The 25,938-nt window shown below is 39.2% G+C and carries 25 protein-coding genes and 1 pseudogene; 19 read left to right on the forward strand and 7 right to left on the reverse strand.

The genetic code is table 11. The annotated features are described in order from the left end of the window. Positions 1-297 precede the first annotated feature (297 nt). The 12 genes from phnG (at position 298) to M1D60_RS00925 (ending at position 9,661) form a co-directional block, all read left to right on the forward strand. On the forward strand, positions 298-735 hold the full coding sequence (gene phnG, locus M1D60_RS00870; protein ID WP_456277347.1) for a phosphonate C-P lyase system protein PhnG: 438 nt from the start codon (positions 298-300) through the stop codon (positions 733-735). Beyond that, positions 722-1,360, forward strand: coding sequence for a phosphonate C-P lyase system protein PhnH (phnH, locus tag M1D60_RS00875; protein ID WP_456277348.1), 639 nt, complete (start codon positions 722-724; stop codon positions 1,358-1,360). Before phnG ends, phnH begins: the two co-directional genes overlap by 14 nt. Further along, positions 1,348-2,472: a carbon-phosphorus lyase complex subunit PhnI gene (locus M1D60_RS00880; protein WP_456277349.1), complete on the forward strand. Its 1,125-nt coding sequence runs from the start codon at positions 1,348-1,350 to the stop codon at positions 2,470-2,472. Before phnH ends, M1D60_RS00880 begins: the two co-directional genes overlap by 13 nt. 17 nt (positions 2,473-2,489) lie before the next feature. Beyond that, the gene (locus M1D60_RS00885) at positions 2,490-3,350 is read left to right on the forward strand and encodes an alpha-D-ribose 1-methylphosphonate 5-phosphate C-P-lyase PhnJ (RefSeq protein WP_456277350.1); all 861 of its coding nucleotides are present in this window, start codon (positions 2,490-2,492) and stop codon (positions 3,348-3,350) included. Continuing rightward, on the forward strand, positions 3,341-4,192 hold the full coding sequence (locus M1D60_RS00890; protein WP_456279542.1) for an ATP-binding cassette domain-containing protein: 852 nt from the start codon (positions 3,341-3,343) through the stop codon (positions 4,190-4,192). The genes M1D60_RS00885 and M1D60_RS00890 overlap by 10 nt, the downstream gene beginning before the upstream one ends. Before the next feature lie 21 nt (positions 4,193-4,213). Next, positions 4,214-5,410 (forward strand): phosphonate metabolism protein PhnM, encoded by a 1,197-nt coding sequence (gene phnM / locus M1D60_RS00895; RefSeq protein ID WP_456277351.1) that lies wholly within the window; start codon positions 4,214-4,216, stop codon positions 5,408-5,410. 14 nt (positions 5,411-5,424) lie between these two features. Beyond that, on the forward strand, positions 5,425-6,036 hold the full coding sequence (locus M1D60_RS00900) for a DapH/DapD/GlmU-related protein (RefSeq protein ID WP_456277352.1): 612 nt from the start codon (positions 5,425-5,427) through the stop codon (positions 6,034-6,036). A gap of 15 nt (positions 6,037-6,051) precedes the next feature. Next, positions 6,052-6,768, forward strand: coding sequence for a phosphonate C-P lyase system protein PhnL (gene phnL / locus M1D60_RS00905; RefSeq protein ID WP_456277353.1), 717 nt, complete (start codon positions 6,052-6,054; stop codon positions 6,766-6,768). A gap of 18 nt (positions 6,769-6,786) precedes the next feature. Further along, positions 6,787-7,224, forward strand: coding sequence for a GNAT family N-acetyltransferase (locus M1D60_RS00910; protein WP_456277354.1), 438 nt, complete (start codon positions 6,787-6,789; stop codon positions 7,222-7,224). After that, positions 7,221-8,084 carry a PHP domain-containing protein gene (locus tag M1D60_RS00915; RefSeq protein ID WP_456277355.1) on the forward strand — a complete coding sequence of 288 codons (864 nt, stop codon included), beginning with the start codon at positions 7,221-7,223 and terminating at the stop codon, positions 8,082-8,084. Before M1D60_RS00910 ends, M1D60_RS00915 begins: the two co-directional genes overlap by 4 nt. 146 nt (positions 8,085-8,230) lie before the next feature. Further along, positions 8,231-8,860 (forward strand): DUF4004 family protein, encoded by a 630-nt coding sequence (locus M1D60_RS00920; protein WP_456277356.1) that lies wholly within the window; start codon positions 8,231-8,233, stop codon positions 8,858-8,860. A 12-nt stretch (positions 8,861-8,872) separates the two neighbouring features. Beyond that, the gene (locus tag M1D60_RS00925; RefSeq protein WP_456277357.1) at positions 8,873-9,661 is read left to right on the forward strand and encodes a polymer-forming cytoskeletal protein; all 789 of its coding nucleotides are present in this window, start codon (positions 8,873-8,875) and stop codon (positions 9,659-9,661) included. Between the two features lie 46 nt (positions 9,662-9,707). On the opposite strand, the gene M1D60_RS00930 is transcribed toward M1D60_RS00925, so the two are convergent. From M1D60_RS00930 to M1D60_RS00945, 4 genes and pseudogenes are all read right to left on the reverse strand, one after another. Further along, entirely contained in the window at positions 9,708-10,217 is a 510-nt protein-coding gene (locus tag M1D60_RS00930) for a peptidoglycan-binding domain-containing protein (protein ID WP_456279543.1), read from the reverse strand. Between the two features lie 27 nt (positions 10,218-10,244). Continuing rightward, positions 10,245-10,757: pseudogene (locus M1D60_RS00935) on the reverse strand (peptidoglycan recognition protein family protein); the annotation flags it as partial. A 99-nt stretch (positions 10,758-10,856) separates the two neighbouring features. Then, positions 10,857-12,383: an FAD-dependent oxidoreductase gene (locus tag M1D60_RS00940; RefSeq protein WP_456277358.1), complete on the reverse strand. Its 1,527-nt coding sequence runs from the start codon at positions 12,381-12,383 to the stop codon at positions 10,857-10,859. 480 nt (positions 12,384-12,863) lie between these two features. Further along, entirely contained in the window at positions 12,864-14,423 is a 1,560-nt protein-coding gene (locus M1D60_RS00945; RefSeq protein WP_456277359.1) for an ABC-F family ATP-binding cassette domain-containing protein, read from the reverse strand. A 204-nt stretch (positions 14,424-14,627) separates the two neighbouring features. Here M1D60_RS00945 and M1D60_RS00950 point away from each other — a divergent pair, with 204 nt between their 5' ends. Continuing rightward, complete coding sequence (locus tag M1D60_RS00950; protein ID WP_456277360.1) at positions 14,628-15,089, forward strand: DUF3052 domain-containing protein; 462 nt, start codon at positions 14,628-14,630, stop codon at positions 15,087-15,089. A 43-nt stretch (positions 15,090-15,132) separates the two neighbouring features. Here the strand turns inward: M1D60_RS00950 and M1D60_RS00955 are convergent, their stop codons facing one another. Further along, positions 15,133-16,695, reverse strand: coding sequence for a glycine betaine uptake BCCT transporter (locus M1D60_RS00955; protein ID WP_456277361.1), 1,563 nt, complete (start codon positions 16,693-16,695; stop codon positions 15,133-15,135). Positions 16,696-17,160: 465 nt separating this feature from the next. Between M1D60_RS00955 and M1D60_RS00960 the strand changes: the two genes are divergently transcribed. The 3 genes from M1D60_RS00960 (at position 17,161) to M1D60_RS00970 (ending at position 20,584) form a co-directional block, all read left to right on the forward strand. Continuing rightward, positions 17,161-18,354, forward strand: coding sequence for a glycine C-acetyltransferase (locus M1D60_RS00960; RefSeq protein ID WP_456277362.1), 1,194 nt, complete (start codon positions 17,161-17,163; stop codon positions 18,352-18,354). A gap of 45 nt (positions 18,355-18,399) precedes the next feature. Next, entirely contained in the window at positions 18,400-19,341 is a 942-nt protein-coding gene (locus tag M1D60_RS00965) for an L-threonine 3-dehydrogenase (protein WP_456277363.1), read from the forward strand. Positions 19,342-19,411: 70 nt separating this feature from the next. Beyond that, positions 19,412-20,584, forward strand: coding sequence for a class I SAM-dependent methyltransferase (locus tag M1D60_RS00970; RefSeq protein ID WP_456277364.1), 1,173 nt, complete (start codon positions 19,412-19,414; stop codon positions 20,582-20,584). 179 nt (positions 20,585-20,763) lie between these two features. Here the strand turns inward: M1D60_RS00970 and rarD are convergent, their stop codons facing one another. Continuing rightward, positions 20,764-21,705, reverse strand: coding sequence for an EamA family transporter RarD (gene rarD / locus M1D60_RS00975; RefSeq protein WP_456277365.1), 942 nt, complete (start codon positions 21,703-21,705; stop codon positions 20,764-20,766). A 116-nt stretch (positions 21,706-21,821) separates the two neighbouring features. Between rarD and M1D60_RS00980 the strand changes: the two genes are divergently transcribed. Both M1D60_RS00980 and M1D60_RS00985 read left to right on the forward strand, forming a co-directional pair. Then, positions 21,822-22,973, forward strand: a complete 1,152-nt coding sequence (locus M1D60_RS00980) for a GNAT family N-acetyltransferase (RefSeq protein ID WP_456277366.1) — start codon at positions 21,822-21,824, stop codon at positions 22,971-22,973. A gap of 156 nt (positions 22,974-23,129) precedes the next feature. After that, positions 23,130-23,375, forward strand: coding sequence for a hypothetical protein (locus M1D60_RS00985; RefSeq protein ID WP_456277367.1), 246 nt, complete (start codon positions 23,130-23,132; stop codon positions 23,373-23,375). A gap of 69 nt (positions 23,376-23,444) precedes the next feature. Here the strand turns inward: M1D60_RS00985 and M1D60_RS00990 are convergent, their stop codons facing one another. Beyond that, positions 23,445-24,944: a glycine betaine uptake BCCT transporter gene (locus M1D60_RS00990; RefSeq protein ID WP_456277368.1), complete on the reverse strand. Its 1,500-nt coding sequence runs from the start codon at positions 24,942-24,944 to the stop codon at positions 23,445-23,447. A 196-nt stretch (positions 24,945-25,140) separates the two neighbouring features. Between M1D60_RS00990 and nfsA the strand changes: the two genes are divergently transcribed. Then, the gene (gene nfsA / locus M1D60_RS00995) at positions 25,141-25,890 is read left to right on the forward strand and encodes an oxygen-insensitive NADPH nitroreductase (RefSeq protein ID WP_456277369.1); all 750 of its coding nucleotides are present in this window, start codon (positions 25,141-25,143) and stop codon (positions 25,888-25,890) included. Positions 25,891-25,938 lie beyond the last annotated feature (48 nt).

Genomic DNA, 25,938 nt, shown 5'->3' on the forward strand with positions numbered 1-25,938 from the left:
CCTCGAGGTCAAATAACCCAAGAGAATAAAAGGGAATTTCGCCCTTTTCTTCTTCTTGGAACATTTGATATGCCTGAGGCTAAACAGGGCGCTTGCGCCTTTTGTTCATTCCGGAAAACAAAGAAACTAAAATACTAGGAGCTAGTTTCCCCAAAACAAAAAGTACCTGCAACGTCCTCTAAATCAGATGTAAATGTATGTTTTACAAACCTGTAACCTTTGTAACTTGTCAATAAGATAGATTGAATGTGTGAAAGAAAATTGAAAGTATTATTGGAAAGGAGATCCGTCTAATCTATGAAAAAATCAGAATTAACCAAGATCTTAGTGGAAGGAAATCCAGAATTACTAAAGCAATTATCATTACAAGCAGAAGAGTTAGTAGTTATTAAAATAGAGCGTAAACCGAAGACCGGATTAATTATGTTAAAAGTAAGAGATTCCGTATCCATGCAACCATTTTACATGGGAGAGGTTCTCGTTACGGAATGTACCGTTTCCATTGATGGTATGTACGGAATGGGAACGATTATGGGGGAGGAATTTGAACGTTCCTATCAAATTGCAGTCATTGATGCGGTGTTTAATGTAGGTTTACCAATTGTACAGGAATGGTTACCCATACTCGAGGAAGAGGCAATGTCCATTAAACGAAAACATCAAAAAGAACAAGCAATGGCGGTTAGTTCGAGAGTGAATTTTGACACAATGGAGGATTATAATGCCAAAAGTTAATAATGAAACCTTTGATTTTATACATGGCACTCAGCAAATCTTTCGTTTACTAGTTGATAGTATGGCAAGGCCTGGGAAAATAGTCTCCATTCAAGAGTCCACTAGATATATTGATGAGAACACTGGTCTATCAAAAGAATTGATTGCACTGGCTTATACATTACTTGATCGCGAAGTATCTTTTCATTTGGTAGGTGATGAAAAAGGAAAAACAGCACAGTATTTAGAGTGGAGTACCTTTAGTACAACTGAAGCGGTACAAACGGCTGATTATATATTTATTCCATATTCCCTATCAGAAGGAGACTTACTGGACTTAATGAATGAGGTAAAGTGTGGAACTTTGACAGACCCACATAATAGCGCAACTTTAATTTTTCATGTAAAAGAGGTATCTTCATTTGGGCCACACGGAAAGAAGCTAGTGATGTCTGGACCTGGAATTAAAGAGAATTCTAGTTGTTATATAGAGGGTCTACCTTCCAATTTCATTAAGGTTAGAAAGAAAATTAACAAAGAGTTTCCAATTGGCATTGATCTTATTATTGTCTCATCAAATGGCGATATGATTGCAATCCCAAGAACGACGAAGTTAGAAAGTGAGGATCATGTATGGGGTATGTAGCTGTAACCGGAGGCCAAAAAGCAATTGAACAGGCAGCAAGACTTGTCCAAGAATACCGACTTTCAAGTGTGAAAAAAGTGTTAGAAACCTCGGAAATAAAGAATCAATTTCGGTTATTAATTGACCGTGTTATGGGTGAGGGAGGACTGTATGCTCCTGAATATGCGGCACTAGCCTTAAAACAGTCAGAAGGGGATCCGGCAGAAGCTGCATTTCTGTTAAGAGCATATCGTTCAACCTTACAAAGAACGCAATATTCACTAACCGTAGATCCAAGTAAAATGCGAGTGATTCGTCGGATTTCTTCCTCATTTAAGGATATACCAGGTGGACAATTGCTAGGACCTACCTATGATTATACGCATCGATTATTAAATTTTGATCTACGACAGGAGGAAAAAGAGCCTCTCCAAGACTTTTTGGAAGAGTTTGATTTAACTATAGATGAGGGTGACGTGACTTATCAAAAAGTAGCTGAGCTTTTAAGAGAGCAAGGGTTACTGGGTAATGTCTCAATAAATGAATCAGAGCCATTCGATGTGACAAGGGAAAAGCTGACATTCCCAGCACCTCGCTCTGCTCGTTTGCAAATTTTAACAAGAGGGGAAACAGGAGCGATGACTGCTCTTGCATATAGCAGTATGAGAGGGTATGGGGTGGTTCACCCAACAATTGGAGAATTACGAGTAGGGTACACCGATGTGCATATACCTTATCCGTTTAGTAAGGAAGAAGAGGATTCTGTTTACATCGGGGAAATCATGGTAACAGAAGTCGAAACAATCAACTCGTTTACACAAAATAATCGAGGAGAAATCGAATTTATGCTCGGCTATGGCCTGACGTTTGGTCAAAACGAGGTAAAGGCAATTGCGATGGCCATTTTAGAGAGAAGCTTAGCGACAACAGGGCAGACGCCAACGCAAGATGAGGAATTTGTTCTATTACATATCGATAGTGTGGAAGCACACGGATTTGTCTCTCATTTGAAGCTTCCACACTATATTACCTTCCAATCGATGCTTGACCGGATCCGGCAAGTTCAAGAAGGGACAAAGGCAAGTAATAAAATAGGCCAACAAGGTCATGAAGTATCATTTAGTCATTCATAGAGAGGTGTTGAATTTTCATGAGTGGGCAGCTTGAGCAAATATACAATTTTGCCTTTTTAGATGAAGGCTCTAAAAAAGAAATTCGTCGTGCCACTATAAAGGCAATTGCTATTCCAGGGTATCAGGTTCCTTTTGCTTCAAGAGAAATGCCAATCGGAAGAGGCTGGGGAACAGGGGGACTTCAATTAACCTTGGCGTTAATTGGTGAGCAGGACAAATTGAAGGTAATCGACCAGGGACATGATGATAGTGTAAATGCGGTTAGCATTAAGCAATTAATAGGAAAATGCACAGGTATTCCAACAACAAACGATTCTGAAGAAGCAACTATCATCCAAACTCGTCATCGTGTACCTGAGGTTCCATTACGCGAGGATCAAATTTTAGTACTGCAAGTTCCACTTCCAGAGCCATTGCGAAGAGTAGAAGCAAAAGAAAGTGAAACAAAACGGTTGCATGCAGAGATGGATTATAGCAGTATGTGGCTACGATTATATGAAGACATTGTACTGTACGGAGAAATAACCATTGGGGCAGATTACCCAAGTATGGTGAATGAACGCTATATTTTCAATCCAAGTCCAATCCCGCGTTTTGACTTACCAAAGCTACATCAAGCTGAAGGGCTTTACCTTTTTGGGGCAGGTCGAGAAAAGAAGATTTATGCGATTCCTCCATTTACTGATGTAAGGCCATTACAATTTGAAGACTATCCATTTGAAGTGGAAAATTTTAATGGCTTGTCATGTCATCTATGTGGCAGTGAAAATGTGTATCTTGATGAATTGTACGATTCGAATACAGGAGATAAGAAATACCAGTGCTCTGACACTGGCTATTGTTCAATTCAACAGGAGAAAAAGGGGGTATCACAATGATTGAAACTCCTCTTTTAACAGTAAAAGGCCTAAATAAGCGTTACGGAAAAGGTTGCCCCAGCTGTCAAACACCTCAAATGTTTACAGGACAAGACAATCGCTGTCTCTCATGTGGAAGTGTGTGGGCTTGTATGGATGTTAACCTTGAGCTCTATAAGGGAGAGATTTTGGGGATTGTTGGAGAAAGTGGGTCTGGAAAAAGCTCACTTGTTAAAAGCTTATATTTTGATGATGAGGTGACATCAGGTATAGCTAGAATTTCTTCTTATAAAGAGGGAGAAGTTAATGTTTTTGAAGAGTCATCTCAGCAAAAACGGTATATTCGCAATTACTTAATGGGAATGGTGTATCAAAATCCTTGGTTAGGGTTGAAGATGTCATTTTCAAGTGGTGGAAATATTGCTGAAAAATTAATTGCTTCTGGCTCTTTTCACGTAAGAGATATCAGGAAACGAGCTGCAGAGCTATTAAATCATGTGGAAATTCCGCTAACAAGGATGGATGAATTACCAAAAAACTTTAGTGGTGGTATGCAACAACGTGTTCAAATCTCAAAAGCTCTTGCTAACAACCCTTCTATTTTATTGCTAGATGAAGTGACAACAGGCTTAGATTTATCGGTTCAAGCAAGGGTTTTAGATTTAATTCGAAAGATTCAACGTGAGTTTAATGTGGGCATGATTGTTGTTTCGCATGATTTAGGTGTCATTAGGATGCTGGCTGATCGAACGATTGTGATGAGACATGGACAAATAGTAGAGCATGGTCTAACAGATCAAGTATTAGAAGATCCAGAGCATCCTTATACACAGCAACTGGTTCACTCTCTTTTACACGTATAAAAAAGCCTTGAGGTGATGAAAATGAGCAACACATTTAGAATCGTAAATGCAAAAATTGTAACGCCTAGTAAGGTTATTTCAAATGGTTGCATTGAAATAGAAGATGGAATGATTGTAAACATTGAAGATAGATCATTGGTTTCAGTACATTCAAGGGATATCGATGCAAATGGAAGCTGGGTGATTCCTGGCTTAGTAGATTCACATAGTGATGCCATTGAGATTGAAATGGAACCTAGACCAAGTAGTATTTTTCCGTTAGAGGTTTCCTTCTATGAACTTGAAAAGAAACTGGTTGGAGAAGGGATTACTACTATCTATCATTCTCTTTCATTAATGGAAGAGTATGCAAAAAAGTGGATGAGACAAAACCAAACGGTGATGGATCTTATTAAGGAAATCCATGAACGGTCAAAAGGGCAGCATTTGATTCGTCATAAGACTCATCTTCGTTATGAAATCTCGAATACGAGTGCCGTACATGATGTTGAAGAATTAATCAAAGCGGGAAAGATTGATCAACTATCCTTTATGGATCATACGCCAGGTCAAGGACAATTCCGTGATATTGAGGTTCATAAGAAGCTCTTAGTTGAACATCGTCATTATACGGAAGAACAAGCAGAGAGCATGATTCAACATGGCTTACTTCAGGAAAAATTAGATTCAGATGTGATTGAGCAATTAGCCCATTTGGCAATAGAAAACGGAATACCAATTGCTTCTCATGATGACGATACGGTTGAGAAATTGTTAGTCGTGAAAAGCTGGAATGCAACAATTAGTGAGTTTCCAATTGAACTAGAAGTCGCTAAGAGAGCAAAGGAAATGGGTTTATATGTGGTAATGGGTGCCCCTAATGCCCTCCTTGGAAAATCGCATAGTAAAAATCTTTCAGCTTTAGAAGCCATCCAAAATGGAGCAGTCGATATCCTTTGCTCGGATTATTATCCGTCATCTCTGTTACATGCAGCTTTTAAGCTGTATCATCAGCATAACCTACCAATCCATGAGGCTATTAATATGGTATCAATCAATCCAGCAAAGGCTTTAGGAATCGACAATGAAGTGGGTTCTATTGAAATGGGTAAGAGGGCAGACCTTTTAATTGTGTCTGAACAAGGAACACGTCCTGTATTAAAAACTGTTTTAGTTAATGGTATTGTTGTTTGTCAAATGAACTATCAATTTCCTTCTCTAGTCGGAAATTTAAGCTGAAAGGATAGACTGCAATGAAACAATTAAGTGAAAGCCCAACAATTCATCCAAGCTCAATCGTGCATTTAAGTGATCTAGGAAATTGGACCGAAATTGGGCCAAATACAATGATTCAGGAATCTACTTTTGGAGATTATAGCTATACCGCTGGCGATGCTCAAATCATATATGCAGAGATCGGTAAATTTTGTTCAATTGCCTCCCATGTTCGAATGAATCCGGGTAATCATCCGATGTGGCGAGTGACCCAGCACCACCCAACTTATCGAAGAGAGCAATATGGTTTAGGACAAGATGACACAGAGTTTTTCCAATGGCGTAAAGCTCATAAAGTAACGATTGGTCATGATGTGTGGATTGGCCACGGTGCAATTATTATGCCGGGAGTGACAGTTGGAACTGGTGCTGTAATTGGAGCAGGAGCTGTTGTAACAAAGGATATCCCTCCTTATATGATTGCGGTGGGCGTACCAGCTAGGCCACTTCGTGAACGGTTCCCGAAGCACTATGCAGAGAAGCTGCTAAAAATAGAATGGTGGAACTGGGACCGTGAAACATTGATAGAGCGGTTTGATACATTAAATGACCTTGAGAGATTCATTGAATTGTACGGTGAAGATGTATAAGTGTTAAGGAGGGGCATGATGAAGGAATTAATGAGAGTGGAAGATTTAGAAAAAACATTTACCATGCATCACTTACAAGAGAAGCATATAATCGCTTGCAGTGGAATTAATTTTTCGCTAAAAGAAGGAAGCTTCCTTGGTATTACTGGAAAAAGTGGAGCTGGGAAATCGACAGTATTGAAAAGCCTATATCGAACGTATAAATCAACCTCAGGAAGAATCTTATACCATTCTGATCAATTTGGACCGATTGATTTAGTGCAAGCAACAGAAAGACAAATGATTAAAATTCGGAAACATGAAATTGGGTACGTTTCACAATTCTTGAATGTTATGCCACGAGTGACGGCACTAGAAGTGGTAATGGATGCAATGATGGAAATGGGTGTCGATTTGGATGCAGCACGAGAAAAGGCAAAAATGATTTTGGCTCACTTTAAACTTCCAGAATCTCTATGGGATACATTTCCGAGAACGTTTAGCGGTGGAGAAAAACTTCGACTTAACCTAGCACAGGCAATGGTAAAACGTCCTAAGCTCCTTTTATTAGATGAACCGACTGCATCTTTAGATCAATCATCTAAGGAGTCAGTAAAAGAAATGATTATGGAATTGAAAGAAGCGGGAACCAGTATGATAGGGATTTTTCATGACTTAGATTTTATGGAAACGGTCATAGATGAACAATATCATTTGGCGGATGGTTTGTTTAAAAAGGTAGTCACAGTTTAAATAAAGGAGAATTTTCTTATGAAGTATCGAGAGCTTGATATAGAAGATATACCGCTGTATTTGGAGTTGTTAAAAGAATTAGATGCCGACAATGCTTTGACGTTAGCACAGGCTGGAAATATGCTTTTAACGATTGGAACGTATCCGTTCTATAAACTGTATTTGGCTTTAAAAAATGACAAGGTCGTCGGAACGTTTTCACTTATTATTTGTGATAATCTCGGACATGGTGGTCAAAAATTTGCAGTTTTAGAAAATGTAATCGTTCATCCTTCCTATGTAAGAACGGGGATCGGGAAAGAGATGGTACAGAAAGCGATCCGTATATCTGCTGAAAATGGTAGCTATAAATTAATGTTATCGAGTAATGACATTCGAACTGATGCCCATGCTTTTTATGATGCACTCGGATTTAAAAGGCATGGAGTAAGTTTTGTGACGGAGGTAAGTCTATGATTATTGACTTACATTGTCATACGAAAATATCAGATAACACTTATACAACAGAGGAAGTCATCCAATTAGCACATGTAAATGGAGTCACCCATTTAGCGATTACCGACCATGATACCACGGTGGGGTTACAAGAGGCAGTGGAGCTTGGTAAGAAACATGGGGTTGAAGTGATTCCAGGGATTGAAATCTCAGCGTATGATTATAAAAGAAAATCGCGTGCTCATATGTTAGGATTGTTTATCACTCCAGGTCATGAAGCGATTGATCGTTTGTGCGGTAGCCTAATAGAGGAGCGACACCAGGCATCCTTTCAAATGGTACAGCAGATTATTCAAGCAGGCTACAACATAACTTGGGAAGAGGTTCAAGGGTATGCAATTGGTGGAACAGGAATGTATAAGCAGCATATTATGCATGCTCTTCTAGATAAGGGCTACACGGATCAAATTTATGGTGATCTATATAGGAGGCTATTTTTTAGAGGAAGTGAAACGGAACAACCTGGTGTTGCCTTTATCCCCATCTCATATGTGGATGCTAAGGATGCAATCCACGCAATCAAGGAAGCGGGTGGAATTCCTATTTTAGCACATCCAGGTCAATTTAATAGCTTTGATGCAGTTGAAGAATGGGTAGAGGCAGGGTTAGAAGGTATTGAGGTCGAGCATCCATTACATTCTGCTGAAGATAAACAAAAAGCGTTAATGTTGTCTGATAAATTCAACTTATTAAAAACAGGAGGCTCTGACTTTCACGGCTTTTACGGTGATGCCAATGTATCCATTGGAGATTATGTGACTAAAGTAGAGTGGTTTGAGGAAATGAAAAGAAGAAGGTTACGATTGGTAGCAAGGTCATAGTGAAAAGGGGTAATTTCAATTAGAAATTGCCCCTTTTTCATTTTTTAGGGATTTTTTGTAAATATAAGTTGTTAACAAAACAATGTTATGTTACATTAGTACCAGATTAATAAAACAATGTTTTGTTACAAAGGGGTGAAATAAACATGAACGAAGAACTTTTATCCAAAAAGGAGCTATTGGAGCATACCTCAATTTCCTATGGTCAGTTATATCGGTGGAAGCGGATGGATCTGATTCCGGAGAGCTGGTTTATTAAGAAATCAAGCTTTACAGGGCAAGAGACTTATTTTCCAAAGGGGAAGATTCTAGAGCGGATTCAGAAAATCATCGAGTTAAAGGATGCTTATTCGTTAGAAGAGCTAGCAGCGTTCTTTTCGCCTAATCCATCTGAAGTAAATGTAAGCTTCACAGATTTACGAGAAGTTCTCAAGGAGGACACGATTAACTATTTTCAATCGATAAATTCAGAACTGAAAGCACCCTCGTTTCATGAGATTTTCTATTTATACTTGTGTGAAAAAATTGAAGTAAAACACAAACTCGAGATTAAAGGATTGTTTCAGGAGCTTACCTTTCTTAAAGAAATCGACTTTAGTAAGCATCCTACGGCTTTCGATTTAGTAGCCTTACAAAAGGAAGATGAAATCGTCTGGATGCTTACACCATCTGAGAGTCCATTAATCATTCAACATCAGGCTTCAATACACTTGAAGATTAGCTTGATTGACTATTTAAATGAGTTAAAAATCATACTTTCAAATTTAAATTTATAGGAGGTTGTCAGAATGGGTACAGACTTAAAAGAGACTCAAAGTATCAAGATTAATGGTTCAGGGACATCTGGTGGTGGAAAGTTTGAGGACGTAAAAATTAATGGTAGCGGTAAAGTGTTAGGAGATATTGAATGCCAGTTATTAAAGATTGATGGTTCTGGTCGTATTGAAGGAGCAGTTCAAGCAGATACAGTAAAATTTAATGGTGCGGCTACGATAGAGGGGGATCTTAATACTTCTACTCTAAAAATTAATGGAAGTGCCTCTCTAGAAGGTAATGTTATGTCAAATGAGATCATCGTAAACGGGTCAGGTAGATTTAAGAAAGACATACAAGTAGTAGATTACGAGGTAAATGGTAGTTGTGATGTAAAAGGTAGAATAACGGGTGGGCAGGTAAAGGTGAACGGTATGCTAAAGGTAGAAGATAGCTGCGAGGTAGAGTATTTTAAATCATACGGAGGCATTCGAATTGAAGGGCTGTTGAGTGCTGATCTAATTGAAATAATGCTTGGTCATTATTCTCTTGCAAAAGAAATCGGTGGAGAAAAAATTGTCGTGAAACAATATGGCTCCTCAGGTATTATAAAGCAAATCATTAACTTCTTTAAACAGCGTACAGATATATTAGAATCAGATCTAATCGAAGGTGATGACGTTAACTTAGAGGTAACGAAGGCTAAGCTTGTCAGAGGGAAAAATGTAGTAATAGGAGAAAAATGCGAAATTGCCAGAGTGGAATACACAGATTCCATTACAATCCATCCACAAGCGAAAGTCGGCGAATCGCTTAAAATATAAAAAAAGGGAACGAGGCTTTTTAAATGGGCTTCGTTCCTTTTGCTGTCTATTGATCCTCTAGTTCCATTCGGATATATTTTCTAGTGTTAGGTCCATAAATTCCATCGTTGGCTAAAGCTCTATAGTTTGATTGGAAGCGTCTTACGGCTGCTTCTGTATTAGGCCCATAAATACCATCAACAACACCGGGGTCAAAATTAATCTGCTTTAATGCACGTTGAAGCTGTCTTACTTCAGCTCCTTCATCTCCAGAACGTAGGATTCCATCTGGTAAAGTAAATACATTTTTAGGTTTATTTGCTCCTAACACCTCATTTAGTCTATTCAATGTGTTAGGTCCGACTAGTCCATCTACTGTTAAACCGTATCGGCGTTGAAAACGCATGACGGCAGTTTCGGTTTCCTGGCCATATACACCATCTACTCCGTATCGAGGAAGAGCAAATCCAGCTTGGATTAATTCCTGTTGTATTTCACGAACGAACTGACCTTCGTCTCCTATACCTAATGGAAGGTCAACTGAAACACCTCCAACAGAGGGTTGATCATCGCTCATATCCTGACCTTCAACGAAGATCGTTTGATACGATTCTCGTACATCTGCTAAAAATTGATTCCATGAGATTCCGTAACGCTGTAAGGCGTTTTGAGGGTCTCTCCTACGCTCAGGATCAAGTGTGCTATGTGCCACTATATCCTCATCAGGGTCTAATCCAAAACGGTCTAGTAAATAAGCATGATACCATACATATCGCTTATAGGCCTCATTAAAATTAATACTACCTCCCCAACAAAGCTCGACACCAATTGCTGCATCATTAGCATCAGCTCCGTATAGACGGTCATCCGTTGATACATTATAGCGGACATGGTAGGCGACTTCATCCAGAGGAATAATTTCTAATATATAATTGTCATCAATAAATGTGTGAGCAGAAGCAGATGGTTGTACAGAATCAAAATAGTTACGGTTTCCATATGCTGTCGAACCAGCATTACCTGTATCATGACTCACAATAAACTGAATCGTATTATTCGAAGTACCTGGACGTGAGTTACCACGATCAATATAATCTCTTGTAATGTTATATCGCATAGTAAACCTCCTTCACATTAAAAATCATAGTATTATATGTGAAGGAGTTACTACCGGTTAATCTTATTTATAAGATGAGAAATGCGACCTATAGAACAGTTAACTCATATCAATTTTTTTGAGCGGTTTTGTAGCCGGTCCTTCGACGACTTCTCCATCAAAGGAAAATCTAGAACCATGACACGGACAATCCCAGGTGCGCTCCCCATTATTCCATTCAACCTCACAGCCTAAATGAGTACAGGTGGTATCAACAACGTGTAGCTTCCCATTTTGATCTTTATAGCAGCCTGCTCGTTGACCGTTAACCTTTACAACGGCTCCTTCGTTGTTCTGAATTTCCTCTATTTTTTTGTGAACCATACCGACCTTACCTGCAATAAAGTGACCAGCAACATCTAGATTTTGTGAGATAAAGTGTTTCACAGAAGGATCCGCATAGAAACGAGATGGCGTATACAACTGCTCATAAGGATTTTCCTTTTGCAAAATTAAGTCACTAAGTAGGATGCCTGCTGCCGTTCCGTTTGTCATTCCCCATTTACGGTAGCCTGTTGCTACAAAGATATTTGGTGTATCCTTATTCATCGGCCCGATATAAGGAACCTTATCTAAAGTCGTAATATCTTGTGCAGACCAGCGGTTGACGATCTCCTCAATGCCAAACAACTGATCTCCAAATATGGAAAGGTCTTCATAATGCTTCATCGTATTGATTCCATGTCCCGTTTTATGCTTTTCTCCAGCAACAATGACAAGCTTTTCACCCTTAAAGGTGGTATAACGAAGGGAGCGCTTAGGTGTTTCTGCACTTAAATACATTCCACCCGGGTAGTCCTTCTTTGTTTTGACTGCCAACAAGTACGAACGCTCCTGATACATTCTTGAAAAATAAAATGCTTTATCATAAAACGGGAAATGTGAGCCTTGGACTAGATAATCACACGTAATTTTATGCCCGTCCCTAGTAGTGATGATGGGCTGTGTTCCCTCCTGAACATCAGTAGCAGTTGTATGTTCATAAATACTTCCACCTGCTTCTACAATCTTCTCTACTAACACCTTTTGAAAAGCTAACGGATGGTACTGTGCTTGGTTTCTCATAACAATGGCTGATTTCATTTCAACATCAAGGGGCATAGAGGAAACCAGTTCTCCAGAGATGTTTAGACGCTGATAAGCAGCAGCTTCTTTATGTAGTTTTGATAATTTTTCATCTGAATTCGTATATACATAGGCATCATCTTCTATAAAGTCACAATCAATATGAAGCTCTCTCGTCGTCTTCTTAATAAATTTGAGGGCATCTGTATTGGCTTCATAATAGAGACGAGCTTTTTCTTCTCCCATATGACTAATTAATTCATCATAAATGATATCATGCTGTGCTGTAACTTTAGCAGTTGTATGTCCAGTTATTCCATTCAGTAGCTTACCAGCCTCAATGATTGCTACATTTAAACCTTGTTTAGTAAGAAGATAAGCAGTAGTAATTCCTGATATTCCCCCACCAACAATGGCAACATCTACTTTTTTATCTTCAGTAAGCTTCGGAAAGCTTGGAAGCTTGGTTGTATCACGCCAATATGGCTCCGGAAATTGAGGAAGCTTGTTTTCCCAGCTCATCAATGAACTCCTCCTAATAATGTATTTGTTTGTAATTTTTCCTAATTGCTCCAACCTATACAGGTATGGGAAAATTTTAATGGAGAAAGTTAAAAGGAAGTGGTACCGAGTAAACATACTTATGCCATTTCAATTGGGCATGAGGAGTCCGTTTATGAGGTGGTAAATAATATGTACTTTGGTTTAGCATTCGAGAATACTGTTACAGTTAATTATTAAATAGCCCATTAAATCTTGTTGAGTGATTTAATGGGCTATTTAAATTAGATATTTAAGTAATGCTTGTATATGTTAATAACAGAAACTTGAAAAATGCACAAGTTGATTGGAGCGGAAGGTGCGAGACTCCAGGGGGAGCAGCGGGAAAGGTGAGACCCCGCAGGCGCACGCCGAGGAGGCTCGCCGCCCGCCCCCCGGAAAGCGAAGCATCCTGCAGCGGAAATCAACTACCCATGTTAATAAAATGTCTACGAAACTAACCTACTTCGTCACACTCTCCTGTGCCCATTCCTCAACATCCCACACTTTAGTAATCCAGTCTTCATAAAAGTCTGGTTCGTGACATACTAGGACAACGGTGCCTTTATAGGCTTTGAGTGCACGTCTTAACTCTTCTTTTGCGACTACATCTAAATGGTTCGTTGGCTCATCAAATAGTAACCAGTTACTTTCATTCATCAGTAGCTTACATAGACGAACCTTTGCTTGTTCGCCTCCGCTTAACTGGCTTAACGGACGAGAAATATGCTCGTTCTTTAACCCACATTTAGCTAATGCTGCACGAACTTGATGCTGGTCCATGCTAGGGAAAGCATTCCAGATTTCATCAATTGGAGTGATGTTTTCTGCTTTTACTTCCTGTTCAAAGTACGAAGGATATAAGAAATCCCCTTGAACAGCTTTTCCGCTAAGCGGTTTAATTTTACCTAAAATCGTTTTTAAAAGAGTAGATTTACCAACACCATTACAACCAACGATTGCAATCTTTTCACCACGTTCAATCGTCATTGAGAGCTTTGGAAGTAGTGGGAACGTATACCCGATTTCAAGGTCTTCACCTTCAAACACATAACGTGAACTACCGCGTGATTCTTTAAATTCAAAGGTTGGCTTGAGAGCTGTTTCAGGACGGTCAATTCGTTCCATACGATCAAGCTGCTTTTGTCTACTTTTCGCTCGTCCTGTAGTTGAGTAACGAGCTTTGTTTTTAGCAATAAAATCTTCCTGCTTCTTAATGAATTCCTTCTGCTTTTCGTACGCATTAATATGCTGATTTTTATTAATTTCAGCAAGCTCTAGAAACTTTTCATAGGTTGCGGTATAACGCGTAAGCTTACTGAACTCAAGGTGGAAAATGACACCTGTTACTTGATTCATAAACTCCGTGTCATGCGATATTAATAGAAAGGCATTTGGATATTCTCTTAAGTAACCAACCAGCCATCTGATGTGCTCGACATCAAGATAGTTAGTAGGCTCGTCGAGTAAAAGAACTTCAGGCTGCTCTAGTAATAGTTTGGCTAGAAGGACCTTTGTACGCTGACCACCACTTAGTGCAGACACATCGCGGTCTAACCCGATTGCATCTAGCCCTAGACCTCTTGCGGTTTCTTCGATTTTAATATCTAGCATATAGAATCCACCAGCTTCCAGACGGTCCTGAATCTCGGCCATTTGCTCTAGTAGTTCTTCTAATTCCTCAGGGGTAGCAGTCCCCATCTTTTCAGTTACTTCATTTAGTTCTTTTTCTTTCTCAAATAAAGGTAAAAACGCATCGCTTAAAATATCACGGATCGTTTTCCCTCTCGTTAACACGGTGTGCTGATCTAAATAACCATATTGAACAGTCGGCAACCATTCCACACGACCTGTATCGTATACAATTTGCCCTGTTAAAATATTCATTAATGTTGATTTCCCAACTCCATTAGCACCAACTAGACCGATGTGTTCACCAGCTAGTAGGCGGAAGGAAACATCCTTAAACAACGTACGATCACCAAAACTATGTCCTAAACCTTCTACTGTTAATAAGCTCATGAATTAATTCCCTCCCAATCATCACCGAATTCAAAACATATCTTGACTCATCATACTACGCTCTGACTGTTTTCGCTACACCTCACTATTGTCAAAGAAGGTAAAATTCAACAGGGGAAAACTCATCCGAATTTATGGAGGAAGTTGATTTGGTATAAGGAAAGAAATAGAATATGTGTAGAATCCAGGTAAGGAGTGAGCGGTTTGACTGAGTTACATCCTGTTTTGAAAAAGCTGCAATATAAAGGACAAGGCAATAAAGTATTGGTGTTACACGCACCAAAGGAATATGACGATATTTTAAAAGCATTCCCGACAACGGTACATTCGAACGTAGAAGGGGAGGAGTACCCTTTCGTACAGGTATTCGGGACGTCGAATGAACAAATAAGGGATTTAGCGACAAAGGGATTACCAGTCTTAGCAGAGGATGGTTTGCTGTGGCTTTGTTATCCAAAGAAGTCCTCGAAAGTGTATAAAGGTTCAGATTGTAGCCGTGAAACGGTGGCCGGTTTATTAGCGGATCAAGGGTTTGAGCCTGTAAGACAGATTGCCATTGATGAGGATTGGTCTGCCCTACGGTTTAGACCAGTTGAAAAAATTAAATCAATGACCAGAAAATTCGCTGTAACAGAAGAAGGAAAAGAACGGACGAAGGGGTCGTAAACAAACAAAAACCACCTATGTAGGTGGTTTTATGTCTTTATGATTACTTACTTTCTGTTGCCTCGGATTCCTTCAGTAGCTCTTCTAGCTTTTTAATTCTTCGTCGTTCTTTCCGTTTTTGATCATATAATTCTTGATTTAATGCCTTATTTAATGAAAAGACCATTAATATGACAATCAAGGCAAATGGTAATGCAGCCACAATAGATGCTGTTTGCAAGCCATTTAACCCTCCACTCCATAATAAAACGGCAGCGATGGAGGATTGTAGTACTCCCCAGATTAATTTGGTGGAGGTGGCTGGGTTTAATGCACCATTTGATGTTAGCATTCCAAGTACAAAAGTAGCTGAATCTGCTGAAGTGACGAAGAATGTGATAATTAACAGCGTCGCTAATGTACCGATGATGCCTGCTAATGGAAACTGTTCTAATGTGATAAAAAGGGCAGTTGTTAAATCAGCGCTAACTGCTTCTGAAATACCTCGTTGTTCAAATAAATCAAAGAAGATAGCTGATCCTCCAAATGCTGCAAACCAGATGGCACCAAAAATAGTCGGAACGAGTAATACCCCAAGTACAAATTCCTTGATGGTTCGCCCTCTAGATACACGGGCGATAAAGGTCCCAACAAACGGTGCCCAAGAAATCCACCATGCCCAGTAGAAAATGGTCCAGGCTCCGACCCAGGTTCCTTGTGTAAAAGGAGTTAGTCGAAAGCTCATTGGAATGATAGCTCCTATATAATCACCAATTGTTGTCGTTAGTGCGTCAAAAATAAACGCAGTTGGACCCATAATGATGACGAATAGGAGGAGTCCAAGCGCTAGTCCTAAATTTAAATTACTCAGGTAACGGATCCCTTTATTTAAGCCAGTAGTCGCAGAAAGCATATATAAGACTGTGACCACTAAAATAATTAACATTTGTACAGCTATGGTATTAGGAATACCAAGTATATAAGATAACCCACCATTGATTTGTAGGGTCCCGAGTCCTAATGAGGTTGCTACTCCAAATGCTGTCGCAATCGTAGCAAACGTATCAATGCTTTTTCCAATTGGGCCGTTTACACGGTCACCGAATAGCGGTTTAAAGGTAGAACTAATGAGTCCTGATTCTCCCTTTCTAAATTGTGCATATGCTAAAGCAAGTGCGACAATCGTATAAATCGCCCATGGGTGAAGTCCCCAGTGGAAAAAAGAATACCTAAGCGCAGTTCGAGCTGCCGCTGGTGTTCCTCCTGGAATGTCCAAAGGAGGTGTAATAAAATGATAAATTGGCTCTGCTACTCCCCAGAACACAAGACCAATCCCCATTCCTGCTGAGAACAGCATCGCAAACCACGTAAAATAAGGATACTCCGGATCTTCATCATCTTCCCCTAGCTTAATACGACCATAAGGCCCAAAAGCCAAGTACACAGCATAAGCTAAGAAAATGAACGTAGCCAATAAATAAAACCAACCAAATGATTTGGTAATAAAGCTAAGTGCATTAGAAGCAGATTCAGCAAGAATCTCAGGTGCCAAAAAGCCCCAAAGCACAAATAACACAATAACAATTACAGAAATATAAAAGACAATTCCTAGTTTTTCATTTTTCATAAATGATTCCTTTCTTTCTTAAAATAGGCTTTGTAATTAAGAACAAGTTGATTTTTAGCAGAGTTGATTGGAGTGCAAGGTGTGAGACTCCTGCGGGAGCAGCGGGACAGGTGAGACCCCGCAGACGTTTCACGTCGAGGAGGCTCACCGCCCGCCCCGCGGAAAGCGAACACCTGGAACGGAAATCAACACCATGTTTAACAGAAATAAAAGATAAAATGACTATATCCTGTTTAATAGGATTATAAACATCTTGTTTATTTATACAAATTTAAGGAAAAAGATAACTTATTATTGTAAAAGCTATTTTAGGCAAGCTTTAAAAGTTTTTTGAATTATACAACAAGAAACTTTTGACTAAAAATATGATACTCTTATAGTAGTCGAGTAACAACTCGCTTTTACATAATAACTTTAATAAATACATATATAAAACGCTTACAAAAAATCTTAGGAGGTACAAACATGTCAAGTAAATCACTAGATCTATTTTTAAATGAAAATCTAGAGGATCTAAAAACAAGAGGCCTATATAATGTAATCGATCCTCTAGAAAGTCCGAATGGTCCCATGATTACGATTGATGGGAAAGAGTTAATCAACCTGTCCTCCAATAACTACTTAGGTCTTGCAACGGACCAACGGTTAAAGGATGTAGCAACAGAAGCATTGGAACGATACGGTGCAGGAGCAGGAGCAGTACGTACAATCAACGGCACGCTAAAAATCCATATCGAGCTAGAAGAGAAAATTGCAGAATTCAAGAAAACAGAAGCTGCTATTGCTTACCAATCCGGGTTTATGTGTAATATGGCAGCTATTTCAGCTGTTATGGATAAGAATGACGCGATTCTATCTGATGAGTTAAACCATGCATCGATTATTGACGGATGTCGTTTATCACGAGCAAAAATTATCCGTTATAACCACTCTGATATGGAGGACCTACGCGCGAAGGCAAAAGAAGCGAAGGAATCTGGTCAGTATAATAAGCTCATGATCATTACAGATGGTGTGTTTTCAATGGACGGGGACGTTGCGTTACTACCTGAAATCGTGAAAATTGCTGAAGAGTTTGACATTATGACGTATGTAGATGATGCACATGGTTCTGGTGTATTAGGTAAAGGTGCTGGAACGGTTAAGCATTTCGGACTTCAGGATAAAGTTGATTTCCAAATTGGAACTCTTTCAAAAGCAATTGGTGTAGTTGGTGGATATGTGGCAGGTAAGCAAAACTTAATTGATTGGTTAAAAGTAAGAAGCCGTCCATTCTTGTTTTCTACTTCTTTAACGCCTGCTGATGTGGCTGCTAGTAAAAGAGCTATCGAAATTTTACAGGAAAGCACAGAGCTTCATGACAAGCTTTGGGAAAATGGAGATTACTTAAAGAAGGGTCTCAAGAAGTTAGGTTTTAATATCGGAAATAGTGAAACACCAATTACTCCTTGTATCATTGGTGAGGAAGCTTTAACACAGCAGTTCAGCAAACGTTTATATGAAGAAGGGGTGTATGCAAAGTCGATCGTCTTCCCAACGGTACCTCGTGGAACAGGTCGAGTTCGTAATATGCCAACAGCTGCTCATACAAAAGAAATGTTAGATGAGGCAATTGCTATTTATGAAAAAGTAGGCAAAGAGATGGGGATTATTTCGTAATTAGCATGAGATAAAACTTGCAGGTGCAATGGGGGAAGCTTTTACATGAAAAAGATATTATTGACGGGTGCATTAGGACAAATTGGAACCGAGTTGACCGAAAAGCTAAGAAAAACCTACGGAACAGATTCCGTAGTTGCTACAGATATTCGTGAAAATGACAGCCATGTCGTAAAGGATGGCCATTTTGAAATTCTAGATGTAACAGACGTAAACGCAATGGGTGAGATTGCGAAAAAATATCAAGTGGATACGGTTATTCATTTGGCAGCTCTTCTTTCTGCAACCGCAGAAGCAAAGCCTTTACTAGCATGGAATTTAAATATGGGTGGTCTTGTGAATGCTCTCGAGGTGAGTCGTGAGTTAAACTGCCAGTTTTTTACGCCTAGCTCAATTGGTGCTTTTGGCCCGATAACACCAAAAAGCCAAACTCCACAGGATACGATTCAACGTCCGACAACGATGTATGGGGTGAACAAGGTAGCGGGAGAGCTATTATGTGATTACTACTATCAGAAGTTCGGTTTGGATACAAGAGGGTTACGATTCCCAGGGCTAATTTCCTATGTAGCTCCTCCAGGTGGCGGAACAACAGACTATGCGGTTGAGATTTATTATGACGCGATTGAAAAGGGTTCCTATACATCTTATATTGATAAGGGAACTTACATGGATATGATGTATATGCCAGATGCTTTAAATGCAATTGTAAATCTGATGGAAGCAGATCCATCCAAACTTAAGCACCGTAACTCTTTTAATGTAACAGCAATGAGCATTGAACCAGAAATGGTTGCAGCTGAAATTCGTAAGCATATCCCTTCTTTTGAAATTAGCTATAAGGTGGATCCTGTCCGTCAAGGAATTGCTGACAGCTGGCCAGATTCAATTGATGCGTCAGCTGCTGCAGAAGAATGGGGCTTCAAAGCTGAATATAATTTAGAAAAAATGACAATAGATATGTTAACGAAGCTAAAAGAAAAATAAGCATAATCAACAGTGGCTGATCCAAAAGGGGTCAGCCTTTTATCTCTTTTGAAAAGGAGGGGAATGGAAAATGGGCAAAGTAGATGCGTTAGTCCGATTTGGAGTCACACTAAATGAGCTAACACCTTACCGGTTTACAGGTTCAAGCGCATTATTGCTACAAGGAATGGAAATTGAATCTGAGGTTGAAACGGTGCAGATTCAATGGGATTTACTTGAACAAGTGTATGAGCATTTTCAGAAAGATGTGATCGGGGAAATCACTAAGACGAAAAATCAGGCACAGTTTATGGTGGCTTTTGAAGACTTGAACATTCTGGTTGGTTGTCAGTTTAATGTGACGGTCCGGACAGATCCATATCATATACCGGTGAAGGTGAACGGCGAAGAAGTATGGGTGGAGTCTTTATATGCTCATTTATATAAGGAGAACACTTATCGGTCCGAAATCCATCAGCATTTATTTCAGCTTCAACAGGAACTCACCCATCAAAATCAGCTCGCCTGGAATCAGGATCAATATAATGCTCTCGTTGAGCGTTACGGCGAGCCTGCCAAGATGGCTGAGAAGATTAAGGATCATCCAGAATGGCGTTTACATCCTTTTTATCACTATTTTGGAGAGGTTAAAGGAAAGAAGATTGTTCATTTACTAGGTTCCACAGGAATTAAAGGGGTAGCCCTTTCTTTGCTTGGAGCAGAGGTCACCATTATTGATTTTTCAAAGGAAAATGCGGCCTATGCAAAGGCCCTAGCCGAAGAGGCAGGAGTAGAGTTAGATTACATAGAATCTGATGTATTTTCCGTTTCTGATGATAAGCTCAATGGTAATGCTGATATCGTGTTGATGGAACTTGGGGTTCTTCACTATTTTATTGATTTGCAGCCACTCGTTCAATCGATTAAGGCGTTTTTGAAAAAGGGTGGAATCTTTGTCCTACATGAGTTTCATCCGATTTCCACGAAGCTAATTACCTCAGCTGGTAAAAAGCATAAAGTTACAGGTAATTACTTTTCACCCCTTGTAGAAAGTGGACAGGTTGCTTTTTCAAAGCATATGGGTGAACAGCAAGAACAGCTCGTACAGGTGTCTCAGCGTAAATGGACGTTAGGAGAAGTGATCACTTCCCTTGGTCGAGAGGGAATGATGGTAAGGACGTTAGAAGAGGAACCGAATCATAAAGTCCATGACATAGGCCTACCGAAGACCTATACCATTGTTGCTGAAAAAATCGAGGTATAAAAATAGTACCATCTTCATATGTTGTAGGAGAAAAGGAGGGCTACGCTATAGGCTTTTGTACTAAAAGTCGAGATAGCGTGGCTTTTCTTATTTTTATGTTTTGGGGTGTTTCCTGGTTGGGTGGTTTGAATCCACATATTCTTTGCCCCACAAAAAAAGAATAAGAGAGTTAAACCCTCTTATCCTTGCATAGATTTCCTATTAGTATAAAGTCTATTTTCCATCGAAATAAACCATTTAGTTCTTGAAATAGTATAGATTGTTAAGGCGGTCCAGATACAGATGAATGAAGCTAGGTGAGCTTCAGTAAATGGCTCTTTATAGAGAAAGACGCCTAATAGTAGCATTATCGTTGGGGCGATATATTGTAAAAAACCGACCATCGAAAGTGGAATCCGCTTTGCTCCACTTGCAAATAACAGAAGTGGGACGGCAGTTGCAATTCCTCCACCCATTAATAGGAGAGATAGATTCCAGTCAGCGCTGTAGACTCCTTCTCCTCCGATATGAACGGAGCCAAGAAATAATAGAGCAAAAGGTAAGATTAATAGAGTCTCAATTGCTAGCCCGACTAATGCTCCAAGCTGAATCATTTTTTTAATTAATCCATAAAATCCGAAGCTTATAGCAAGTGCTAACGCTACCCAGGGCACTGTTCCGAAGTATATGGTTAAGTTAATCACTCCGATTGTGGCAAGAATAAATGAGATCGTTTGCCAGATTGTTAGTTTTTCTTTCAACACAAGGATCCCTAGTAAAATACTGATAAGTGGGTTTATATAATAACCAAGGCTAGCCTGAATCACATGATCGGTGTTAACGGCCCAGATGTAAATACCCCAGTTGATACTAATGACGATGGAAGCTGCAGAAATACCAAGTAGTCTTTTACGATTGGTAAGCAGTCCTTTTAGATCAACTTTTAATTGCCTAATCTTTCCAACAGCTAGTAAAATAAGAAGCATAAAGATAAAAGACCAAACAATTCGATGTGCAAGAATTTCTCCTGGTGAGACATCTGAAACTAGCTTCCAATATAGGGGAAGAAAACCCCAGATTAAGTAGGAACCGGCGGTGGCGGCAATACCAACAGCCTGTAAATTATCCGTAGATGAGTTCATGTTACTAACCTTCTTTACTTTTAAGTTGTTATAAGTGTAGGAGGTATTTGGGAATATTGCAATGATAAAATTTCGGAAATCGAGATAAATTTTATAGGGATGGAGAAATGAGCGATATGCGTGAAATTCGAAAACTAACTGAAGATGATTTTAGAGAGAGTCTGGAGCTTTCTCAATATGCTTTTCAATACAAGGTAGCCGAGGCGGATCTTCCAAAGCGTAAAGAGAGCTTTACGACTCATGAAGTGTGGGCTGAATTTGAGAATGGGGTGTTAACCTCAAAGCTACATATTATTCCACTCGAAATCTTTCTAGGTAACCAACCAATTTCGATGGGAGGTATAGCGGGAGTTGCCACTTGGCCTGAATATCGAAGAAACGGTAGTGTTTCAAGACTGATAAGTCAATCATTACAGTCAATGAAAGAGAATGGACAATCAATTAGCTTTCTTCATCCATTTGATTTTCATTTTTACAGAAGGTTTGGCTGGGAGTTCTGTTTTTCTCAAAAGAAGGTGACGGTTGAGAAGAAGGATCTCCATTTTATGAAGCTGACCACTGGTAAAGTAAGTCGGTTAAGTAACTTAGAGAATCTTTCCGTGATCAACGAGATATATGAGGGCTTTGCCAAGAAATACAACGGTATGCTCAAAAGAAGTTTAACCTGGTGGAAGAACAATGTGTATTCACCAGATTATCAATTTGTCGTATATACAAACTCTGAAAACACACCGACAGGATATCTGTTATATAAAAATGCTGAAAAGCTATTGGATGTTCAAGAGTTTATTTACGTGGATGAGGAAGCAAGAAGTGGGCTTTGGAACTTCATCTGTCAGCATGATTCCATGGTGGATAAGGTCGAGATGATGCTTACGGAGGATGACCAACTACCGTTTTTATTAAAAAATCCAAAGGTGAAAATAGAAGTAGTTCCTTACTTTATGGCGAGAATTGTTGATGTTCAAGCGTTCTTAAGTCAGTATCCAATTGCGAAACAAGAGTCAGAAATTGTGTTACATATAACGGATGAACACGCTGAATGGAACACGATTTCATTGAAGCTTGCTAATGGATTGGTGACTCAAGCAGACCCGGAGGAAAACGGGCTCTCGGTAGATGTTCAAGCATTAACAGCCGCGTTATTGGGGGCTCAAAAGCTGCAATTTTTATATGAAGCGGGATTCATACAGGGTGAAGCATCAGACATCGCATTATTTGAGCAGCTCATGCCGAACAGGACGACAAGCTTAATTGACTTCTTTTAATGGTTAAGAGTAGCTTATGAAACATACTCTTATTCATTTGATAATATTGAAGGAGAATTCATTAAGGGACTTGTTGAAAACTCCTCCACAGGATAGTATACAGCAACTGCCTACCACATGCCCTATGGTGGGACTGCTGGAGGTGTGAATATATTAGTGGAAATTACTGATCATGATAAGGGTGGGGAAAATCAGAGGGTATATTTTAGTGGTGCAAAATGGAGCTTTTCTATGGAATGGAAAGATGAAAATATTTTAAGTATAGTCAATGATGATCCACAGTTTTTAAGTGAAAATAGAAATATTGAATGGGAAATTGGCAAAGAAATTTATCATGAAGATGGCTCAGCTTGTGATAGTTGGGTGATGAAAGATGAGTATGAAACTTGCTATCAAAACTAGAGATCTTTATAAAACGAGAAGCAATAACAAATAAATCGCTAGGATGATTTCCTAGCGATTTATTATAGTTTAAACCAAAGGTTTCTTCTTTGGTACGGGCGGTATTTCCTTTTTGAAATCCTTTAACATGGAAAAGCACATTGCGATCAGCACAAAGGTTAGAGGAAAGGCACTTACGATAATCGCTGTTTGCATCGCGCTTAAACCACCAGATGCCATTAGAGCAACAGCAGATAAGGCTAATACAAGACCCCAAGTAATTTTAACCACATTATTCGGATTAAGACTGCCAAATGTTGTTTGCATACCGAGAACAAATGTGGCAGAGTCTGCTGATGTAATAAAGAAGGTTGAGATTAAAATCAGAGTTACAATGATTAAAACATTGGTAAGTGGCAGCTGCTCATACATATAAAACAGAGCCGTTTCTAAGCTTTGACCGGCGATATTGGTACCTTGCAAATAGTCGAAGTTAATCGCTGTCCCACCAAATACAGCAAACCATATTGCGCAGACAAGCGTTGGTATAATTGTTACTGCTAGAACAAACTCTCGAACGGTTCTACCTTTTGATACGCGGGCAATAAAGGTACCAACAAACGGTGCCCAAGCAATCCACCAAGCCCAATAAAAGATGGTCCAACCCTGAACCCATGAAGCTCTTTCTGCATAAAATGGTGCTAATCTAAGCCCCATACTAGGTAAGTTTTGTACATAATCACCCATAGTGGTAACAAATAGATCTAAAACAAATACTGTAGGCCCTAGGAATAGCACTAAGACGAAGATAATGATTGCTAAACCCATATTTGCATTACTCAAATATTTGATTCCTTTTTGAATACCAGTTGAGGCTGAAAGGATAAAGAGTACTGTCACAATGGAAATAATAATAAGTTGAGTAGCAAATGTATTGGGGATACCAAATACATAATTTAAGCCCCCATTAATTTGCTGTGCGCCCAATCCTAAAGATGCGGCAACACCGAATATTGTGGCAAACACTGCAATCGTATCAATCGTCGTGCCTATTGGTCCTTTTATCCGATCTCCTATTAAAGGATAAAGTGTCGCGCTCATTAGGCCGGGAAGTCCTTTTCGAAATTTATAATACGCTAAGCCAAGTGCGATAGTCGCATAAATCGCCCATGCATGAAAACCCCAGTGCAGATAAGTATATCTCATTGCTAGCCTTGCAGCTTCTGGTGTTCCTCCTTCTCCAAATGGAGGACTCATAAAGTGTGAAATGGGTTCTGATACTCCGAAGAAAAGTAAACCAATCCCCATTCCTGCACTAAAAAGCATGGCAAACCAAGTTGCACGGTTAAATTCAGGTTGATCTTCATCTTTTCCAAGTTTGATTTTCCCGTATTTGCTGAAGATTAAAAACAAGGCAAATACAAAGAAAAAGGAAGCAGCTAGCTGATAGAACCAGCCAAATTGGGTTAAAAAGAATCCCTTTGTTACATCCATTACTCCAGCTAAATGTTCAGGTGCAAGAACTCCCCATAAGACAAAGATTATTGCAATAACAAGTGAAATCCAATAAACTTTTGAAACATCCTTCATGTGATAATCCTCCTTTACCACATTAGTATTTACCACTATTTTCTCTTTATCATAAAAAAAGTAGTGATGAAAAAAGTTATTTTTATACAGATATTTGCGCTTCAAAACTGACGTAAAATCAAGAAATTTGAAGTAATGGAAGTTTTTCCTTATCATGAAATGGAAGCTTAGAATTTCTTGGAGGGGATAGGTTATTATGAACACTGTTATTGAAACAATTCTAAATCATCGGTCGATACGAAGCTTTGAGGATCGCGCTTTAACCGATGAGCAAATTAAGACCATCGTAGAGTGTGCTCAAGCTGCCTCTACATCCAGTTTTGTTCAAGCCTATAGCATTATTGGTGTGAAGGATCCTGCTAAGAAAAAAGAACTTGCGGCACTTGCGGGGAATCAGTCTTATGTTGAAGATAATGGTCATTTCTTCGTGTTTTGTGCAGATCTTCATCGTCATGAGGTAGCGGGTGAGATGGAGAATCTACCTGTAGAAGAGTCATTAGAAAGCACTGAAAAGTTTATGGTAGCTGTGATTGATGCGGCATTGGCTGCTCAAAATGCATCAGTGGCAGCAGAGTCTATGGGACTTGGAATTTGCTATATTGGTGGATTACGTAATCAGTTAGAAGAAGTATCGAAGGTATTAAATACTCCAAATCGTGTCATTCCGTTATTTGGTTTATCTGTTGGATACCCGACATCAGATTCTGGTAAGAAAACGAGATTACCATTTGAACATATTTATCATGAAGATCAATACCAGCAGGACCCAAGTGTTTATAAAACCCAGCTTGAGCAATATAATGAAACCATTTCTACTTATTATAAAGAGCGTACGAATGGTAAACGGGCAGATACATGGACATCACAGATGGCCCATTCACTTAAGGTTCCAAAAAGAATGTACATGAAAAAGTTTATTGAAGATAAAGGTCTTAATAAAAAATAAAGAAAACATAAGGTCAATTCTTTTGAATTGATCTTGTTTTTTTAGGAG

The organism is Bacillus sp. AK128, assembly GCF_053903075.1.